The 13,258-nt window shown below is 46.9% G+C and carries 27 protein-coding genes; all 27 read right to left on the bottom strand.

Translation table 11 applies throughout. The annotated features are described in order from the left end of the window. Positions 1–31: 31 nt before the first annotated feature. Positions 32–421: a 30S ribosomal protein S11 gene (rpsK, locus tag MET42_RS0102855; protein ID WP_018986256.1), complete on the bottom strand. Its 390-nt coding sequence runs from the start codon at positions 419–421 to the stop codon at positions 32–34. A gap of 40 nt (positions 422–461) precedes the next feature. Then, positions 462–824 (bottom strand): 30S ribosomal protein S13, encoded by a 363-nt coding sequence (gene rpsM / locus MET42_RS0102850; protein ID WP_019881242.1) that lies wholly within the window; start codon positions 822–824, stop codon positions 462–464. A 109-nt stretch (positions 825–933) separates the two neighbouring features. Then, positions 934–1,047 carry a 50S ribosomal protein L36 gene (rpmJ, locus tag MET42_RS14545; protein ID WP_081620790.1) on the bottom strand — a complete coding sequence of 38 codons (114 nt, stop codon included), beginning with the start codon at positions 1,045–1,047 and terminating at the stop codon, positions 934–936. A 24-nt stretch (positions 1,048–1,071) separates the two neighbouring features. Beyond that, on the bottom strand, positions 1,072–1,290 hold the full coding sequence (gene infA, locus MET42_RS0102845; protein WP_019881241.1) for a translation initiation factor IF-1: 219 nt from the start codon (positions 1,288–1,290) through the stop codon (positions 1,072–1,074). 2 nt (positions 1,291–1,292) lie between these two features. After that, positions 1,293–2,606, bottom strand: a complete 1,314-nt coding sequence (secY, locus tag MET42_RS0102840; protein ID WP_019881240.1) for a preprotein translocase subunit SecY — start codon at positions 2,604–2,606, stop codon at positions 1,293–1,295. Between the two features lie 25 nt (positions 2,607–2,631). Further along, positions 2,632–3,069, bottom strand: coding sequence for a 50S ribosomal protein L15 (gene rplO / locus MET42_RS0102835; protein ID WP_019881238.1), 438 nt, complete (start codon positions 3,067–3,069; stop codon positions 2,632–2,634). 2 nt (positions 3,070–3,071) lie between these two features. Further along, a complete protein-coding gene (gene rpmD / locus MET42_RS0102830; RefSeq protein ID WP_019881237.1) occupies positions 3,072–3,266 on the bottom strand; it encodes a 50S ribosomal protein L30 in 195 nt (64 codons plus the stop codon). A gap of 2 nt (positions 3,267–3,268) precedes the next feature. Continuing rightward, positions 3,269–3,775 carry a 30S ribosomal protein S5 gene (rpsE, locus tag MET42_RS0102825; RefSeq protein ID WP_019881236.1) on the bottom strand — a complete coding sequence of 169 codons (507 nt, stop codon included), beginning with the start codon at positions 3,773–3,775 and terminating at the stop codon, positions 3,269–3,271. A 14-nt stretch (positions 3,776–3,789) separates the two neighbouring features. Next, positions 3,790–4,143 (bottom strand): 50S ribosomal protein L18, encoded by a 354-nt coding sequence (gene rplR, locus MET42_RS0102820; protein WP_019881235.1) that lies wholly within the window; start codon positions 4,141–4,143, stop codon positions 3,790–3,792. Between the two features lie 75 nt (positions 4,144–4,218). Next, positions 4,219–4,752, bottom strand: a complete 534-nt coding sequence (rplF, locus tag MET42_RS0102815; RefSeq protein ID WP_019881234.1) for a 50S ribosomal protein L6 — start codon at positions 4,750–4,752, stop codon at positions 4,219–4,221. An 11-nt stretch (positions 4,753–4,763) separates the two neighbouring features. Then, the gene (rpsH, locus tag MET42_RS0102810) at positions 4,764–5,159 is read right to left on the bottom strand and encodes a 30S ribosomal protein S8 (protein ID WP_019881233.1); all 396 of its coding nucleotides are present in this window, start codon (positions 5,157–5,159) and stop codon (positions 4,764–4,766) included. Positions 5,160–5,173: 14 nt separating this feature from the next. Continuing rightward, positions 5,174–5,479 carry a 30S ribosomal protein S14 gene (gene rpsN / locus MET42_RS0102805; RefSeq protein ID WP_024929371.1) on the bottom strand — a complete coding sequence of 102 codons (306 nt, stop codon included), beginning with the start codon at positions 5,477–5,479 and terminating at the stop codon, positions 5,174–5,176. Positions 5,480–5,482: 3 nt separating this feature from the next. Further along, on the bottom strand, positions 5,483–6,022 hold the full coding sequence (gene rplE, locus MET42_RS0102800; RefSeq protein WP_019881231.1) for a 50S ribosomal protein L5: 540 nt from the start codon (positions 6,020–6,022) through the stop codon (positions 5,483–5,485). Positions 6,023–6,030: 8 nt separating this feature from the next. Beyond that, positions 6,031–6,348 carry a 50S ribosomal protein L24 gene (gene rplX, locus MET42_RS0102795; protein ID WP_019881230.1) on the bottom strand — a complete coding sequence of 106 codons (318 nt, stop codon included), beginning with the start codon at positions 6,346–6,348 and terminating at the stop codon, positions 6,031–6,033. A gap of 19 nt (positions 6,349–6,367) precedes the next feature. Beyond that, positions 6,368–6,736, bottom strand: a complete 369-nt coding sequence (gene rplN / locus MET42_RS0102790) for a 50S ribosomal protein L14 (protein ID WP_019881229.1) — start codon at positions 6,734–6,736, stop codon at positions 6,368–6,370. Between the two features lie 189 nt (positions 6,737–6,925). Beyond that, positions 6,926–7,183 (bottom strand): 30S ribosomal protein S17, encoded by a 258-nt coding sequence (gene rpsQ, locus MET42_RS0102785; protein ID WP_019881227.1) that lies wholly within the window; start codon positions 7,181–7,183, stop codon positions 6,926–6,928. Then, positions 7,180–7,374, bottom strand: coding sequence for a 50S ribosomal protein L29 (gene rpmC / locus MET42_RS0102780; protein ID WP_019881226.1), 195 nt, complete (start codon positions 7,372–7,374; stop codon positions 7,180–7,182). Before rpmC ends, rpsQ begins: the two co-directional genes overlap by 4 nt. Before the next feature lie 12 nt (positions 7,375–7,386). Beyond that, on the bottom strand, positions 7,387–7,803 hold the full coding sequence (gene rplP / locus MET42_RS0102775) for a 50S ribosomal protein L16 (RefSeq protein WP_019881225.1): 417 nt from the start codon (positions 7,801–7,803) through the stop codon (positions 7,387–7,389). After that, on the bottom strand, positions 7,787–8,500 hold the full coding sequence (rpsC, locus tag MET42_RS0102770) for a 30S ribosomal protein S3 (RefSeq protein WP_019881224.1): 714 nt from the start codon (positions 8,498–8,500) through the stop codon (positions 7,787–7,789). The genes rplP and rpsC overlap by 17 nt, the downstream gene beginning before the upstream one ends. Position 8,501: 1 nt before the next feature. Further along, positions 8,502–8,840 (bottom strand): 50S ribosomal protein L22, encoded by a 339-nt coding sequence (rplV, locus tag MET42_RS0102765; protein ID WP_018986274.1) that lies wholly within the window; start codon positions 8,838–8,840, stop codon positions 8,502–8,504. A gap of 10 nt (positions 8,841–8,850) precedes the next feature. Then, a complete protein-coding gene (rpsS, locus tag MET42_RS0102760; protein WP_019881223.1) occupies positions 8,851–9,126 on the bottom strand; it encodes a 30S ribosomal protein S19 in 276 nt (91 codons plus the stop codon). Positions 9,127–9,131: 5 nt separating this feature from the next. Further along, the gene (gene rplB, locus MET42_RS0102755; RefSeq protein ID WP_019881222.1) at positions 9,132–9,965 is read right to left on the bottom strand and encodes a 50S ribosomal protein L2; all 834 of its coding nucleotides are present in this window, start codon (positions 9,963–9,965) and stop codon (positions 9,132–9,134) included. A gap of 11 nt (positions 9,966–9,976) precedes the next feature. Beyond that, a complete protein-coding gene (gene rplW / locus MET42_RS0102750) occupies positions 9,977–10,291 on the bottom strand; it encodes a 50S ribosomal protein L23 (RefSeq protein WP_019881221.1) in 315 nt (104 codons plus the stop codon). Then, positions 10,288–10,914, bottom strand: a complete 627-nt coding sequence (gene rplD, locus MET42_RS0102745; RefSeq protein WP_019881220.1) for a 50S ribosomal protein L4 — start codon at positions 10,912–10,914, stop codon at positions 10,288–10,290. Before rplD ends, rplW begins: the two co-directional genes overlap by 4 nt. Continuing rightward, positions 10,914–11,564, bottom strand: a complete 651-nt coding sequence (gene rplC / locus MET42_RS0102740) for a 50S ribosomal protein L3 (RefSeq protein WP_019881219.1) — start codon at positions 11,562–11,564, stop codon at positions 10,914–10,916. Before rplC ends, rplD begins: the two co-directional genes overlap by 1 nt. A gap of 135 nt (positions 11,565–11,699) precedes the next feature. Beyond that, positions 11,700–12,008 (bottom strand): 30S ribosomal protein S10, encoded by a 309-nt coding sequence (rpsJ, locus tag MET42_RS0102735; protein ID WP_018986280.1) that lies wholly within the window; start codon positions 12,006–12,008, stop codon positions 11,700–11,702. Positions 12,009–12,066: 58 nt separating this feature from the next. Then, complete coding sequence (tuf, locus tag MET42_RS0102730; protein ID WP_019881207.1) at positions 12,067–13,257, bottom strand: elongation factor Tu; 1,191 nt, start codon at positions 13,255–13,257, stop codon at positions 12,067–12,069. Position 13,258 lies beyond the last annotated feature (1 nt).

Here is a 13,258-nt window from a genome sequence, read left to right as displayed (position 1 = left end):
TCGATTCGCTAATTTATCGAAGCGAAATGAATTAAATTCTGCGTTTTTTCGGTGGACGGCAGCCGTTATGCGGCACCGGTGTCACATCAGTAATGCTGGTGATTTTAAAACCGGCAGCATTCAACGCACGCACAGCGGATTCACGACCTGGACCTGGACCCTTGATACGCACTTCCAGATTTTTTACACCAGACTCTTGAGCAGCTTTACCAGCCACCTCAGAAGCTACCTGTGCAGCAAATGGAGTACTTTTACGTGAACCTTTAAAACCTTGACCACCGGAAGTAGCCCATGACAACGCATTGCCTTGACGATCGGTAATCGTAATAATCGTGTTGTTAAAAGAAGCGTGCACGTGAGCGATACCCTCGGCAATATTCTTTTTAACTTTTTTTCTAACGCGTACATTAGCTTTTGCCATGTTGTACTGTCCTTAATATCTACTGATGTTCAATAAAAGATTATTTAGATTGCTTGATGGCTTTAACCGGACCTTTGCGAGTACGCGCATTGGTTTTGGTACGCTGACCGCGCACTGGCAAGCCACGACGATGGCGAATACCACGGTAGCAACCCAGGTCCATCAAACGCTTGATGTTCATGGTTACTTCACGACGTAAATCACCTTCTACAGTGTATTTAGCCACTTCGTCACGCAATTTTTCAACTTCTGAGTCGCTCAGGTCTTTGACCTTTGCTGTTGTCAGTACACCAGCCGCAGCACAGATTTTCTGCGCAGTATCGCGACCAATACCGTAAATAGAGGTCAAAGCAATTTCTGCATGTTTGTGGTTTGGGATATTTACCCCGGCAATACGAGCCATACTTAAACTCCAATAATCAATCGTTTTTCACGATCAAACTTGTGCGTAGAAAAGAAAAGCCGCATATTATATCAGCCAATCAATGCTCTCACAAGCAAATGTTTTACCATTAACCTTGACGTTGTTTATGACGTGGGTCAGTACAAATAATACGAACAACGCCGCGACGTCTAACTACTTTACAGTTACGGCATAATGTTTTAACTGATGCGCGAACTCTCATCTTACTTTCCTTTATTTAATTCACTTACTTTGCGCGGAATGTAATTCGCGCACGGGTTAAATCATATGGGGTCATTTCTACCGTGACTTTGTCACCAGGTAAAATGCGTATGTAGTGCATGCGCATTTTGCCTGAAATGTAACCAAGCACTGTATGACCGTTTTCAAGTTTCACTTTAAAAGTTGCATTCGGCAAATTTTCCAGAATCTCGCCTTGCATCTCAATGCGATCCTCTCGTGCCATTGCTACTTGCCCGAACCTTTAAAATTGGCTTTTTTCAGCAATCCCTCATACTGTTGCGACATCAGGTGTGATTGCACCTGCGTCATAAAGTCCATCGTTACGACAACGATAATCAACAATGAAGTACCACCAAAATAGAACGGGGTATTAAACTTCAACACCAAAAACTCTGGCAACAAACAAACCAGCGTAATGTAGAGCGCACCAATCAATGTCAAACGACCCATGATGCGATCAATATATTTTGCCGTTTGATCACCAGGACGGATGCCTGGTACAAACGCGCCACTTTTCTTCAGGTTATCTGCCGTTTCTTTCGGATTGAAGACCAATGCCGTGTAGAAGAAAGCAAAAAACAAAATTGCGGCAGCAAACAACAAGATGTACAAAGGTTGGCCTGGAGAGAGTTTCGCACTCACATCCTTCAACCAGTACATATGTTCACTGCTACCAAACCAGCCAGCTAATGTGGCTGGGAACAAAATAATACTTGAAGCGAAAATCGGTGGAATCACACCTGACATATTCAGCTTCAGTGGCAAGTGCGTAGACTGACCACCATAAATACGGTTACCAACCTGGCGCTTGGCATAATTCACTGTAATCTTGCGTTGGCCACGTTCTACGAACACAACCAGCGCGGTTACCAGAAGCACTGCGACAAACAGGAACATTACCAAGGGAATGGAGAATGCACCGGTTTTTGCCAGATCTAAAGTACTGCCAATCGCATGCGGCAAGCCCGCAACGATACCGGCAAAAATAATGATTGAGATGCCATTACCGATACCACGCTCGGTAATCTGCTCACCCAACCACATCAAAAACATCGTGCCAGCAACCAACGTGGTCACGGCAGTAATACGGAATGCAAAGCCTGGGTCTAATACCAAACCAGCCTGACCTTCCAATGCGATGGCAATGCCTAAGGCTTGAAAGGTAGCCAATAACACCGTGCCGTAGCGGGTGTATTTGGTAATTTGACGACGACCAGCTTCGCCTTCTTTTTTCAGCTGCTCCAGCTGTGGTGAAACCACTGTCAGCAACTGCATGATAATTGAGGCAGAAATGTAAGGCATGATGCCGAGGGCAAACACGGTGAAGCGTGACAACGCACCACCGGAGAACATGTTAAACATGCCCAAAATGCCATCTTTCTGCGTATCAAACAACTGCTTTAACACAGTTGGATCAATGCCTGGCACTGGAATATGCGCACCTAAGCGGTAAACCACCAATGCGCCCAACAAGAACCACAAACGGCTTTTTAATTCGCCAAGTTTGCTTACGGAACTTAAGATATTATCCTGTGCCAAGCTGATACTCTTTTCTTACAACTGATTAGACTTCAAGTACTTTTCCGCCAGCAGATTCGATGGCAGCTTGAGCACCTTTAGTCAACAACAACCCTTGAACCTGTACTTTGGCAGTCACTTCACCAGACAGGTAAACCTTCACTGCTTTTGCAGATACAGGCACCAATTTGGCAGCTTTCAAAGACAAGATGTCGATCACTTCGGCATCAACCAAAGCCAATTCGCTAGTACGGATACGTGCGGTGTCAGCTTGTGTCAGTGAGTTAAAACCACGTTTTGGCAGACGACGTTGCAAAGGCATTTGACCACCTTCGAAACCGACTTTATGAAAACCGCCAGCACGGGATTTTTGACCTTTATGACCACGGCCACCAGTTTTACCTAAACCAGAGCCAATGCCACGACCTAAACGACGAGGTGCTTTTTTTGCGCCTGCAGCAGGCTTAATCGTGTTTAATTGCATGATTATTCAACCTTCAAAAGATAACTCACTGCATTGATCATGCCGCGAATTTCAGGAGTGTCCTGCACTTCTACAGTGTGGTGCATACGACGCAGACCCAGACCACGTACAGTGGCTTTGTGTGCTTCAATACGACCAATCAAACTTCTAACCAACGTTACTTTTAAAGTAGCGCTCTCTTTTTTTGCTTTAGCCATGATTAACCTCTGATTTCTTCTACGGTCTTACCACGTTTAGCGGCGATTTCAGCCGGCGTATTCATGGATGCCAAACCGTTCAAAGTTGCGCGAACCAGGTTGTAAGGATTGGTAGAACCAATACTTTTTGCAACCACGTTAGTCACACCCATTACTTCGAAGATAGCGCGCATTGCACCACCGGCAATAATACCGGTACCTTCAGAAGCTGGCTGAATCAGCACTTTGGCTGCACCGTGAACGCCAGTCACTGCGTGATGCAATGTACCGTTGTTCAGGTTCACTTTAACCATGTTACGACGGGCTTCGTCCATGGCTTTTTGTACAGCCACTGGCACTTCACGTGCTTTACCTTTACCCATACCAACGGCACCATCACCATCACCAACTACGGTCAACGCAGCGAAGCTCATGATACGACCGCCTTTAACCGTTTTACTTACACGGTTAACGGTAATCATTTTTTCGCGCAAACCATCGGTTTGCTGCTGTTCAATATCTTTAGCCATTCTTTATCTCACCCTTAGAATTTGAGACCGGTTTCACGGGCAGCTTCGGCCAAAGCCTTGATACGACCGTGATACTTGTAGCCTGAACGATCAAATGCAACAGTGGTAATACCAGCCTGCGCTGCTTTTTCAGCAATACGCTTACCAATCAGGGTTGCAGCTTCGATGTTGCCGCCATTTTTCAGTTGTTGACGCACTTCAGCCTCAACGGTGGATGCACTCGCCAATACGCGATCGCCAGTTTCAGCAATGATCTGTGCGTAGATATTGGTATTGGTGCGATGTACACTCAAACGTGTAACTTTTAACTCGGCGATTTTGGCACGGGTTTTACGTGCTCTGCGCAAGCGGTTATTTACGTTCTTCATTGAATTTACCTTTAATGTTGATTCACTGTTAAGGCCAGTGTCTAACCTTGCAGCATTACGCTGCAAGTGCCTTAGTTATTTTTTCTTGGTCTCTTTAATAGTGACCACTTCATCTGCATAACGAACACCTTTGCCTTTATATGGCTCAGGAGCACGGTAAGCACGAATCTGCGCAGCCACTTGACCAACCACTTGCTTGTTAGCGCCAGTCAAAATCACCTCTGTAGGAGTAGGTGTTTGCACAGTCACGCCTTCAGGCATTTTGTGGTTAATCGGGTGAGAGTAGCCTAACTCCAGGTTCAGGGTAGAACCTTGAGCATTTGCTTTGTAGCCAACACCAATCAGTGACAATTTACGGGTAAAGCCAGTAGAAACACCTTGCACCATATTGGCCAGCAAAGCGCGAGTCGTACCTGACATCGCTCTTGCATGTTGTGTTTCGCTGGTCGCTTTAACCAACAATTCTTCACCTTCACGGGAAACAGAAATTTCTGAAACCAATGCTTGGCTTAACTTACCCAGAGGACCGCTTACGGAGATCTCTGAAGGAGAAATTACAACTTCTACTTTCGCAGGAATCGCAATCGGGTTTTTAGCAACACGTGACATATTGATTCTCCTTAGGCCACGATGCACAAAACTTCACCACCGATACCGGCAGCTTGTGCTTTACGATCAGTCATCACGCCTCTAGAAGTGGAAACGATAGTCACACCTAAACCGTTCATCACTTTAGGCAGGTTCTGACTACCTTTATAAATACGCAAACCTGGCTTGGATACACGCTCAATCTTCTCAATTACTGGACGACCGGCATAGTATTTCAGGCTAATGTTCAAAACTGGCTTACCGTCATTGTTTTGAACGTTGAAATCATCGATGTAACCTTCATCTTTCAACACGTTTGCAATAGCGCCCTTCACTTTAGAAGCAGGCATTGAAACGGTTGTTTTATTCGTACGTTGCGCGTTACGAATACGGGTCAACATATCGGCAATCGGATCACTCATACTCATGTTCTACTCCTCCGTTACCAGCTGGCCTTGGTGACGCCTGGTACGTGACCAGCCATCATCAATTTACGCAACTCGTTACGTGCGATACCAAATTTACTAAACACACCACGTGGACGACCAGTCAAAGCACAACGGTTACGTGTGCGAACAGGACTGGAGTTGCGCGGCAGACTTTGCAACTTCAAACGAGCAGCCATGCGATCTTCGACGCTGGCAGACTGATCGTTGCTAGCAGCAACCAATTCAGCACGTTTAGCTGCATATTTTTTAACGGTTTCGCGACGCTTTTGCTCGCGCTCTGTCATACATACTTTTGCCATGACTTAACCTCTGAAAGGGAAACTGAACGCAGCCAAAAGAGCTTTCGCTTCTTCGTCTGTTTTCGCAGTTGTAGTAATCGTGATGTTCATCCCGCGCAGCGCATCGATTTTATCGTATTCGATTTCTGGGAAAATGATTTGCTCTTTCACGCCCATGTTGTAGTTACCACGGCCGTCAAAAGACTTGCCAGAGATACCACGGAAGTCACGAATACGAGGAATAGCCACAGTGATCAGGCGATCCAGGAATTCATACATGCGCTCACGACGCAGCGTTACCTTGCAACCAACAGGATAGTCGTCACGGATCTTAAATGCAGCGACAGATTTCTTAGCCTTGGTTACGATTGGTTTCTGACCTGCAATTTTCTGCATATCAGCAACAGCGTTTTCCATGACTTTTTTGTCAGCCACAGCCTCGCCCACACCCATGTTCAGGGTAATTTTCTCGATACGCGGAACCTGCATTGCAGATGTATAACCAAATTGTTCTGTCAATTTGGCAACCACGCTATCGTTATAATACTGTTTTAAACGTGCCATATATTATCCTATGCGTCGATAGACTCGCCGCTAGATTTGAATACACGAATCTTGCGACCATCTTCCAGTACCTTAAAACCAACACGATCAGCTTTTTGTGTTGCAGCATTGAAGATTGCCACATTGGAGCCGTCTACCGGCATTTCCTTGCTGATGATGCCACCAGTGATACCACGCATCGGGTTTGGGCGAGTGTGTTTTTTAACCACATTCAAACCTTCAACCACTACATGGCCTGTTGGCAAGACGCTTAAAACAGCACCTGTTTTACCTGCATCTTTACCTGTATTTAAAATGACCTGGTCACCTTTGCGAATTTTGCTCATTTGATTGTCTCCAAGCCAATTACAACACTTCAGGCGCCAGTGAAACAATCTTCATGAAGCGCTCACTACGCAATTCACGAGTCACAGGGCCAAAAATACGCGTACCAATAGGCTCCAGCTTGTTATTCAACAAGACTGCGGCATTGGCATCAAATTTAACTAACGAACCATCTGGACGGCGAACACCTTTAGCAGTGCGCACAACCACAGCGTTGTAGATTTCACCTTTTTTGACGCGACCACGCGGCGCAGCATCTTTAATGCTGACCTTGATGATGTCGCCAATGCTGGCATAACGACGCTTGGAACCACCCAAGACTTTGATACACTGAACGGAACGCGCACCAGTGTTGTCGGCTACTTCAAGCCGAGATTGCATTTGAATCATGAGAAATAATCTCCAACTTAATCCGTTATAACCACTACAGCCGCTTGCTTTCACAATTTCGGCCAATAGACCACGGTCAGTATTGGGGTGCCAGCTACATGCCAACTAAGGCGGGCACCGAAAAGTCCAACATTATACAACCAAAAAAACGCTTATGACAAGCGTTTTTCCGGTTTTATATTTGAAGCCTTATTTAGCTTCGATTTTGCTTACAATCCAAGATTTGCTCTTGGAGTATGGGCGTGTTTCTGTGATTGTCACAACATCGCCTTCGTTACATGCATTTGTTTCATCATGTGCATGGAACTTGTTCGATTTAACAACCACTTTACCAATCAGAGGGTGTTTCACTTTGCGCTCGACAAGCACAGTCACGGTTTTATCCATCTTGTTGCTTACCACGCGGCCAGTCAAACTGCGTACTACTTTCGCTTTTTCAGTCATCATGCCTGTTTCGCTTTCTCAGCCAATACAGAGTTCACGCGAGCGATATCTTTGCGCACTTTACCCAGCTGATCTACTTTGTTCAATTGTTGGGTGGCTACTTGCATGCGCAGAGAAAACTGCGCACGGCGCAACTCAACCAACTCGTTATTGAGCTCATCTGCTGACTTTGCTCTCAATTCAGAAGCTTTCATCGTTACTACTCCTTAACTGCCAATTTGACGGGTCATGAATGTAGTTTCGACTGGCAGCTTCGCAGCAGCCAATTTGAAAGCCTCACGTGCCAGCTCTTCGCTCACGCCATCCATTTCGTACAGCATTTTGCCTGGCTGAATCTGGGCGATGTAGTAGTCCACGCTACCTTTACCGTTACCCATACGTACTTCAGCAGGTTTCTTAGAGATCGGTTGATCCGGGAACACACGAATCCAAACGCGGCCACCACGTTTAATGTGACGAGTCATCACACGACGTGCAGCTTCAATCTGGCGTGCTGTCAAACGACCGCGACCGACCGCTTTCAAACCAAATTCACCAAAGCTCACCTTGTTACCAGTAGTCGCAATACCTTTATTGCGACCCTTTTGCATCTTACGGTATTTCTGTCTAGCTGGTTGCAGCATCTTTAGCCCTCGGCTTTCTTACTTTTTTCTCTGGCTCAGCATCAGCAACGGCAGCGTTAGCAGCGTTGTCACCGAAGATCTCGCCTTTGAATACCCAAACTTTAATTCCGATAATACCGTAGGTGGTTGAAGCCTCAGCCACACCGTAATCGATATCAGCACGCAGTGTATGCAAAGGCACACGGCCTTCACGATACCACTCGGTACGTGCGATTTCGATACCGTTCAAACGACCGGAACTCATGATCTTGATACCTTGTGCGCCCAAACGCATCGCGTTTTGCATGGCACGTTTCATGGCGCGGCGGAACATCACGCGCTTTTCCAATTGCTGTGCAATGGATTGTGCGATCAAAGTAGCGTCCAATTCTGGTTTACGCACTTCCTCAATGTTCAGGTGCACTGGCACGCCCATCAGGCCTTGCAGGCTAGAACGCAAAGATTCGATATCTTCGCCTTTCTTACCAATCACAACACCAGGACGTGCACTGTGGATCGTGATTTTTGCGTTCTTAGCAGGACGCTCAATCACGATACGGCTCACAGCAGCACTCGCCAGTTTCTTGTTCAAGAACTCGCGCACTTTGATGTCGCCTTGCAACATCGCAGGGAAGTTCTGGCTATTAGAGTACCAACGTGAGGCCCAGTTTTTCTGAACGCTCAAACGGAACCCAATTGGATGAATTTTCTGTCCCATATTATTCCTTTGAGTCACCGACTGTCACATGAATATGACAGGTTGGTTTCGTAATACGACCAGCGCGACCTTTTGCACGTGCACGGATACGCTTCATCACCAAGCCTTTATCCACATAGATTGAAGTCACCTTCAATGTGTCGATATCAGCACCATTGTTATGTTCGGCGTTAGCAATCGCAGACAAAACCACTTTTTTGATAATCTCGGCACCACGCTTAGGGGTGAATGCCAGGATATTCAGTGCTTGATCTACTTTTTTGCCACGGACCAGGTCAGCCACCAGACGCGCTTTTTGCGGAGAAAGGTGTACGCCTTTTAAAACTGCAGTAACTTGCATAATCAGCCCCTTACTTCTTCGCTTTTTTATCAGCCGCGTGACCCTTGAACGTACGTGTCAACGCAAATTCACCGAGTTTGTGACCAACCATGTTTTCAGAAATCAACACAGGCACATGTTGTCTACCGTTGTGCACTGCGATGGTTAAACCAATAAAGTTTGGCAAGACAGTCGAACGACGTGACCAGGTTTTAATTGGTTTTCTGTCGCGGTTCGCAGTGGCAGTTTCGACTTTCTTAGCCAAGTGAGCGTCCACAAATGGACCTTTTTTAATAGAACGTGCCATAGCGATTACCTTACATTTCTCGGACGACGACTTACACGCATGTTATCAGTACGCTTATTCTTACGAGTACGATAACCCTTAGTTTTCTGACCCCATGGTGACACAGGGTTCATACCAGCAGCGGTACGGCCTTCACCACCACCGTGCGGGTGATCAACCGGGTTCATCACCACACCGCGAACGGTAGGACGAACACCACGCCAGCGCATTGCACCAGCTTTACCGATAGAACGCAGTGAATGCTCTTCGTTACCTACTTCGCCCAATGTGGCTTTGCAGTCAACGTGCACACGGCGCACTTCACCTGAACGCAAACGCAACTGAGCGTAGGAGCCTTCACGTGCCAGCAACTGTACTGATGTACCTGCTGAACGGGCGATTTGCGCACCTTTGCCTGGTTGAATTTCGATGCAGTGAATCGTGCTACCCACTGGAATGTTGCGCAAAGGCAATGCATTACCAGCACGGATAGGCGCTTCAGAACCGCTGATCAACTGTGCACCGGCAGCAATGCCACGTGGTGCAATGATGTAACGACGCTCACCATCGGCGTAGCACAACAGTGCAATGTTCGCCGTACGGTTTGGATCGTACTCAATACGCTCTACAGTCGCAGGAATACCATCTTTATTGCGACGGAAGTCAACAATACGGTAATGCTGCTTATGACCACCACCTTGGTGACGGGTTGTAATGCGGCCGTTGTTGTTACGACCGGCGTTTTTACTTTGACTTTCCAACAGTGGCGCGTAAGGTTTGCCTTTGTGCAAATCTGGTGTAACGACTTTCAATACACCGCGACGACCGGGGGAAGTTGGTTTGACTTTAACTAATGCCATGTCTTCTCTCCTTATTCGCCAGCTGCAAAGTTAATTTCTTGACCTGGCTTCAAGCTCACATAAGCTTTTTTCCAGTCATTACGCTTACCAATACGACGGCCAGCACGCTTCACTTTACCTGCGACGTTAATCACAGATACAGAAGCCACTTCGACTTTGAACACCAGTTCAACAGCCGCTTTAATTTCTGGCTTAGTCGCGTCAGTGCGTACCTTGAAAGCAATTTGCTGATGTTTGTCAGCAATGAAAGTTGCTTTTTCAGTAATCTGAGGCGCCAAAATCACTTGCAATAAACGATCTTGTGTTTTAGTTGCTGCGGTAATCATGCCAAGATCTCCTCAAGTTTTTTCACAGCATTGGCTGTGACCAAAACGTTAGGGAAACGCACCAGACTTACTGGATCAGCATACTGCGCTTCAACCACCAATACGTTTGGCAGGTTACGGGAAGACAAGTACAAATTCTCATCAAAACCGTCAGTCAACAGCAATACACCGCCATCGATGCCCAGAGCATTGATTTTTTGTACGAATTGTTTAGTTTTTGGTGAGTCGATTGAAAAATCGTCCACTACCTTCAAACGGTCCTGACGTACCAACTCAGACAAAATAGTCTGCATACCAGCACGGTAAGCCTTACGGTTTACTTTGTGGCTGTAGTTTTCGTTAGGGCTGTTTGGGAATGCGCGACCGCCTCCACGCCAGATCGGGCTGGATGCCATACCGGCACGGGCGTTACCAGTACCTTTTTGCGCATATGGCTTGTGTGTCGTGTGAGCAACGGTTGCACGTGTTTTTTGTGCACGAGTCGCAGTACGAGCGTTTGCCAGATAAGCAACAACCACTTCATGCACCAGGGACTCGTTAAATTCACGACCGAAAGTAACGTCAGACGCATCAACGCCTTTTTTAGCTACCTTGCCGTTTTGATCGATTAATTTCAGTTCCATTATTTAGCCCCTTTCGCTTTGATGGCTGGACGTACAACAACATTGCCACCTTTAGAGCCAGGTACGGAACCTTTAATCAACAACAGGTTACGCTCTGCGTCTACACGAACGATTTCCAGGTTTTGGGTTGTGACTTTAGCATCACCCAAATGGCCAGGCATGCGCTTACCAGGGAATACTCGACCTGGATCCTGCGCCATACCGATAGAGCCTGGTACGTTGTGCGAACGTGAGTTACCGTGAGAAGCACGGTTGGAGGAGAAGTTATGACGCTTGATCGCACCGGCAAAACCTTTACCGATGGAAGTACCTGTCACATCAACCAACTGACCAACAGAGAAAATATCAACAGTGACATTTCCACCTACTTGGAAGTTAGCCAATACATCTTCAGCCACATTGAATTCTTTGATACCAGCACCGGCAGTTACGCCCGCTTTGGCAAAGTGACCAGTCAACGCTTTGTTGATACGGCTGGCACGACGCTCACCGTAAGCAACCTGCAGGCCTGTATAGCCATCCGTTGCGACTGTCTTAACTTGTGTCACGCGGTTAGGAATCACTTCCAGCACAGTTACAGGAATGCTTGCGCCTTCATCTGTAAAAATGCGGGTCATGCCCACTTTGCGACCAATAAGCCCTAAGCTCATGATCAGTTCCTTATAATAGTTAAAGTGGACGATTACAATTGACCGTCCACCGAAGAGCGCGGATTATACCGAACTATTCTAGATTTGACAATAACCTTTTCTTTTGAAAAGGTTATTGTAATGTCAGCTTTTAAATTAAAGCTTGATTTCTACATCCACGCCAGCTGGCAAATCCAGCTTCATCAATGCATCAACAGTTTTATCTGTTGGATCCACGATGTCCATCAAACGCTGATGGGTACGGATTTCAAACTGGTCACGGGAAGTTTTGTTCACGTGTGGTGAACGCAGAATGTCAAAGCGCTCGATACGTGTTGGCAATGGCACTGGACCTTTAACAACTGCACCAGTACGTTTAGCAGTATCTACGATTTCCAAAGCAGATTGGTCGATCAAACGATAGTCAAATGCTTTCAGACGGATACGAATTTTTTGAGCTGCCATGTTTTTTCCTTAAAAAGAGCAAAAAGCGGCAGGATAACCCTGCCGCTCATAAAGATAATTACTCGATGATTTTGGCAACGACGCCAGCACCAACGGTACGACCACCTTCACGGATAGCGAAGCGCAAGCCTTCTTCCATCGCGATTGGGGCAATCAGTGCAACTGAGATGGATACGTTGTCACCTGGCATTACCATTTCGGTACCTGCTGGCAATTCAACTGCACCAGTTACGTCAGTTGTACGGAAGTAGAACTGTGGACGGTAGCCGTTGAAGAATGGTGTATGACGACCACCTTCATCTTTACCCAACACGTAGATCTCTGCTGTGAACTTGGTGTGTGGCTTGATAGAACCTGATTTGGACAATACTTGACCACGCTCAACTTCTTCACGCTTAGTACCACGCAGCAATACGCCTACGTTGTCGCCTGCTTGACCTTGGTCCAGCAGTTTACGGAACATTTCAACACCAGTACATGTTGTTTTCAGTGTTGGCTTGATACCTACGATTTCGATTTCGTCGCCGACTTTAACAATACCACGCTCGATACGGCCGGTTACTACAGTACCACGACCAGAGATAGAGAATACGTCTTCTACTGGCATCAGGAATGCGCCGTCGATTGCGCGCTCTGGTGTTGGGATGTAGCTGTCTAACGCTTCAGCCAATTTGAAGATCGCTGGTTCGCCGATGTCTGATTGGTCGCCTTCCAGCGCCAATTTTGCTGAACCGTGGATGATTGGGGTGTCATCACCTGGGAAGTCATACTTGCTCAGCAAGTCACGCACTTCCATCTCAACCAGCTCCAACAACTCAGCATCATCAACCATGTCCGCTTTGTTCAGGAACACAACGATGTATGGAACACCAACTTGGCGGGCCAACAGGATGTGTTCACGTGTTTGTGGCATTGGGCCGTCAGCAGCTGAACATACCAGGATCGCGCCGTCCATCTGGGCAGCACCGGTAATCATGTTTTTAACGTAGTCAGCGTGACCTGGACAGTCAACGTGTGCGTAGTGACGTGAAGCTGTCTCATACTCAACGTGCGCTGTGTTAATCGTAATACCACGTGCTTTTTCTTCTGGTGCCGCGTCAATTTGGTCGTAAGCTTTTGCTTCGCCGCCAAATTTCTTCGTCAATACAGTGGTGATCGCCGCTGTCAATGTCGTCTTACCGTGGTCAACGTGACCAATCGTACCAACGTTCACGTGTGGCTTGGTACGTTCAAATTTGCCTTTTGCCATG

Source organism: Methylophilus sp. 42, assembly GCF_000384155.1.
In the GTDB taxonomy this organism is placed as follows: Bacteria; Pseudomonadota; Gammaproteobacteria; order Burkholderiales; family Methylophilaceae; genus Methylophilus.
The sequence above is the reverse complement of the archived record's forward strand: the minus strand, read 5'-3'. Positions and strand labels throughout refer to the sequence as shown.

Bases quoted from the DNA above. Each gene is read 5' to 3' on its own strand.
- tuf (WP_019881207.1), bottom strand. From the start codon at position 13,257: ATGGCAAAAGGCAAATTTGAACGTACCAAGCCACACGTGAACGTTGGT.
- rpmJ (WP_081620790.1), bottom strand. From the start codon at position 1,047: ATGAGAGTTCGCGCATCAGTTAAAACATTATGCCGTAACTGTAAAGTA.
- rplX (WP_019881230.1), bottom strand. From the start codon at position 6,348: ATGAGCAAAATTCGCAAAGGTGACCAGGTCATTTTAAATACAGGTAAA.
- rplP (WP_019881225.1), bottom strand. From the start codon at position 7,803: ATGCTGCAACCAGCTAGACAGAAATACCGTAAGATGCAAAAGGGTCGC.
- rpsH (WP_019881233.1), bottom strand. From the start codon at position 5,159: ATGAGTATGAGTGATCCGATTGCCGATATGTTGACCCGTATTCGTAAC.
- rpmC (WP_019881226.1), bottom strand. From the start codon at position 7,374: ATGAAAGCTTCTGAATTGAGAGCAAAGTCAGCAGATGAGCTCAATAAC.
- rpsK (WP_018986256.1), bottom strand. From the start codon at position 421: ATGGCAAAAGCTAATGTACGCGTTAGAAAAAAAGTTAAAAAGAATATT.
- rplD (WP_019881220.1), bottom strand. From the start codon at position 10,914: ATGGAACTGAAATTAATCGATCAAAACGGCAAGGTAGCTAAAAAAGGC.
- rpsQ (WP_019881227.1), bottom strand. From the start codon at position 7,183: ATGATGACTGAAAAAGCGAAAGTAGTACGCAGTTTGACTGGCCGCGTG.
- rpsM (WP_019881242.1), bottom strand. From the start codon at position 824: ATGGCTCGTATTGCCGGGGTAAATATCCCAAACCACAAACATGCAGAA.
- rpsN (WP_024929371.1), bottom strand. From the start codon at position 5,479: ATGGCAAAAGTATGTATGACAGAGCGCGAGCAAAAGCGTCGCGAAACC.
- rplO (WP_019881238.1), bottom strand. From the start codon at position 3,069: ATGCAATTAAACACGATTAAGCCTGCTGCAGGCGCAAAAAAAGCACCT.
- rplF (WP_019881234.1), bottom strand. From the start codon at position 4,752: ATGTCACGTGTTGCTAAAAACCCGATTGCGATTCCTGCGAAAGTAGAA.
- rplN (WP_019881229.1), bottom strand. From the start codon at position 6,736: ATGATTCAAATGCAATCTCGGCTTGAAGTAGCCGACAACACTGGTGCG.
- rpsS (WP_019881223.1), bottom strand. From the start codon at position 9,126: ATGGCACGTTCTATTAAAAAAGGTCCATTTGTGGACGCTCACTTGGCT.
- rplC (WP_019881219.1), bottom strand. From the start codon at position 11,564: ATGAGCTTAGGGCTTATTGGTCGCAAAGTGGGCATGACCCGCATTTTT.
- rpmD (WP_019881237.1), bottom strand. From the start codon at position 3,266: ATGGCTAAAGCAAAAAAAGAGAGCGCTACTTTAAAAGTAACGTTGGTT.
- rplE (WP_019881231.1), bottom strand. From the start codon at position 6,022: ATGGCACGTTTAAAACAGTATTATAACGATAGCGTGGTTGCCAAATTG.
- rpsJ (WP_018986280.1), bottom strand. From the start codon at position 12,008: ATGGCAGCTCAAAAAATTCGTATCCGTCTGAAAGCATTTGACTATCGT.
- rpsC (WP_019881224.1), bottom strand. From the start codon at position 8,500: ATGGGACAGAAAATTCATCCAATTGGGTTCCGTTTGAGCGTTCAGAAA.
- rplR (WP_019881235.1), bottom strand. From the start codon at position 4,143: ATGAAGAACGTAAATAACCGCTTGCGCAGAGCACGTAAAACCCGTGCC.
- rpsE (WP_019881236.1), bottom strand. From the start codon at position 3,775: ATGGCTAAAGATATTGAACAGCAGCAAACCGATGGTTTGCGCGAAAAA.
- rplW (WP_019881221.1), bottom strand. From the start codon at position 10,291: ATGATTACCGCAGCAACTAAAACACAAGATCGTTTATTGCAAGTGATT.
- rplB (WP_019881222.1), bottom strand. From the start codon at position 9,965: ATGGCATTAGTTAAAGTCAAACCAACTTCCCCCGGTCGTCGCGGTGTA.
- infA (WP_019881241.1), bottom strand. From the start codon at position 1,290: ATGGCACGAGAGGATCGCATTGAGATGCAAGGCGAGATTCTGGAAAAT.
- rplV (WP_018986274.1), bottom strand. From the start codon at position 8,840: ATGCAAGTTACTGCAGTTTTAAAAGGCGTACACCTTTCTCCGCAAAAA.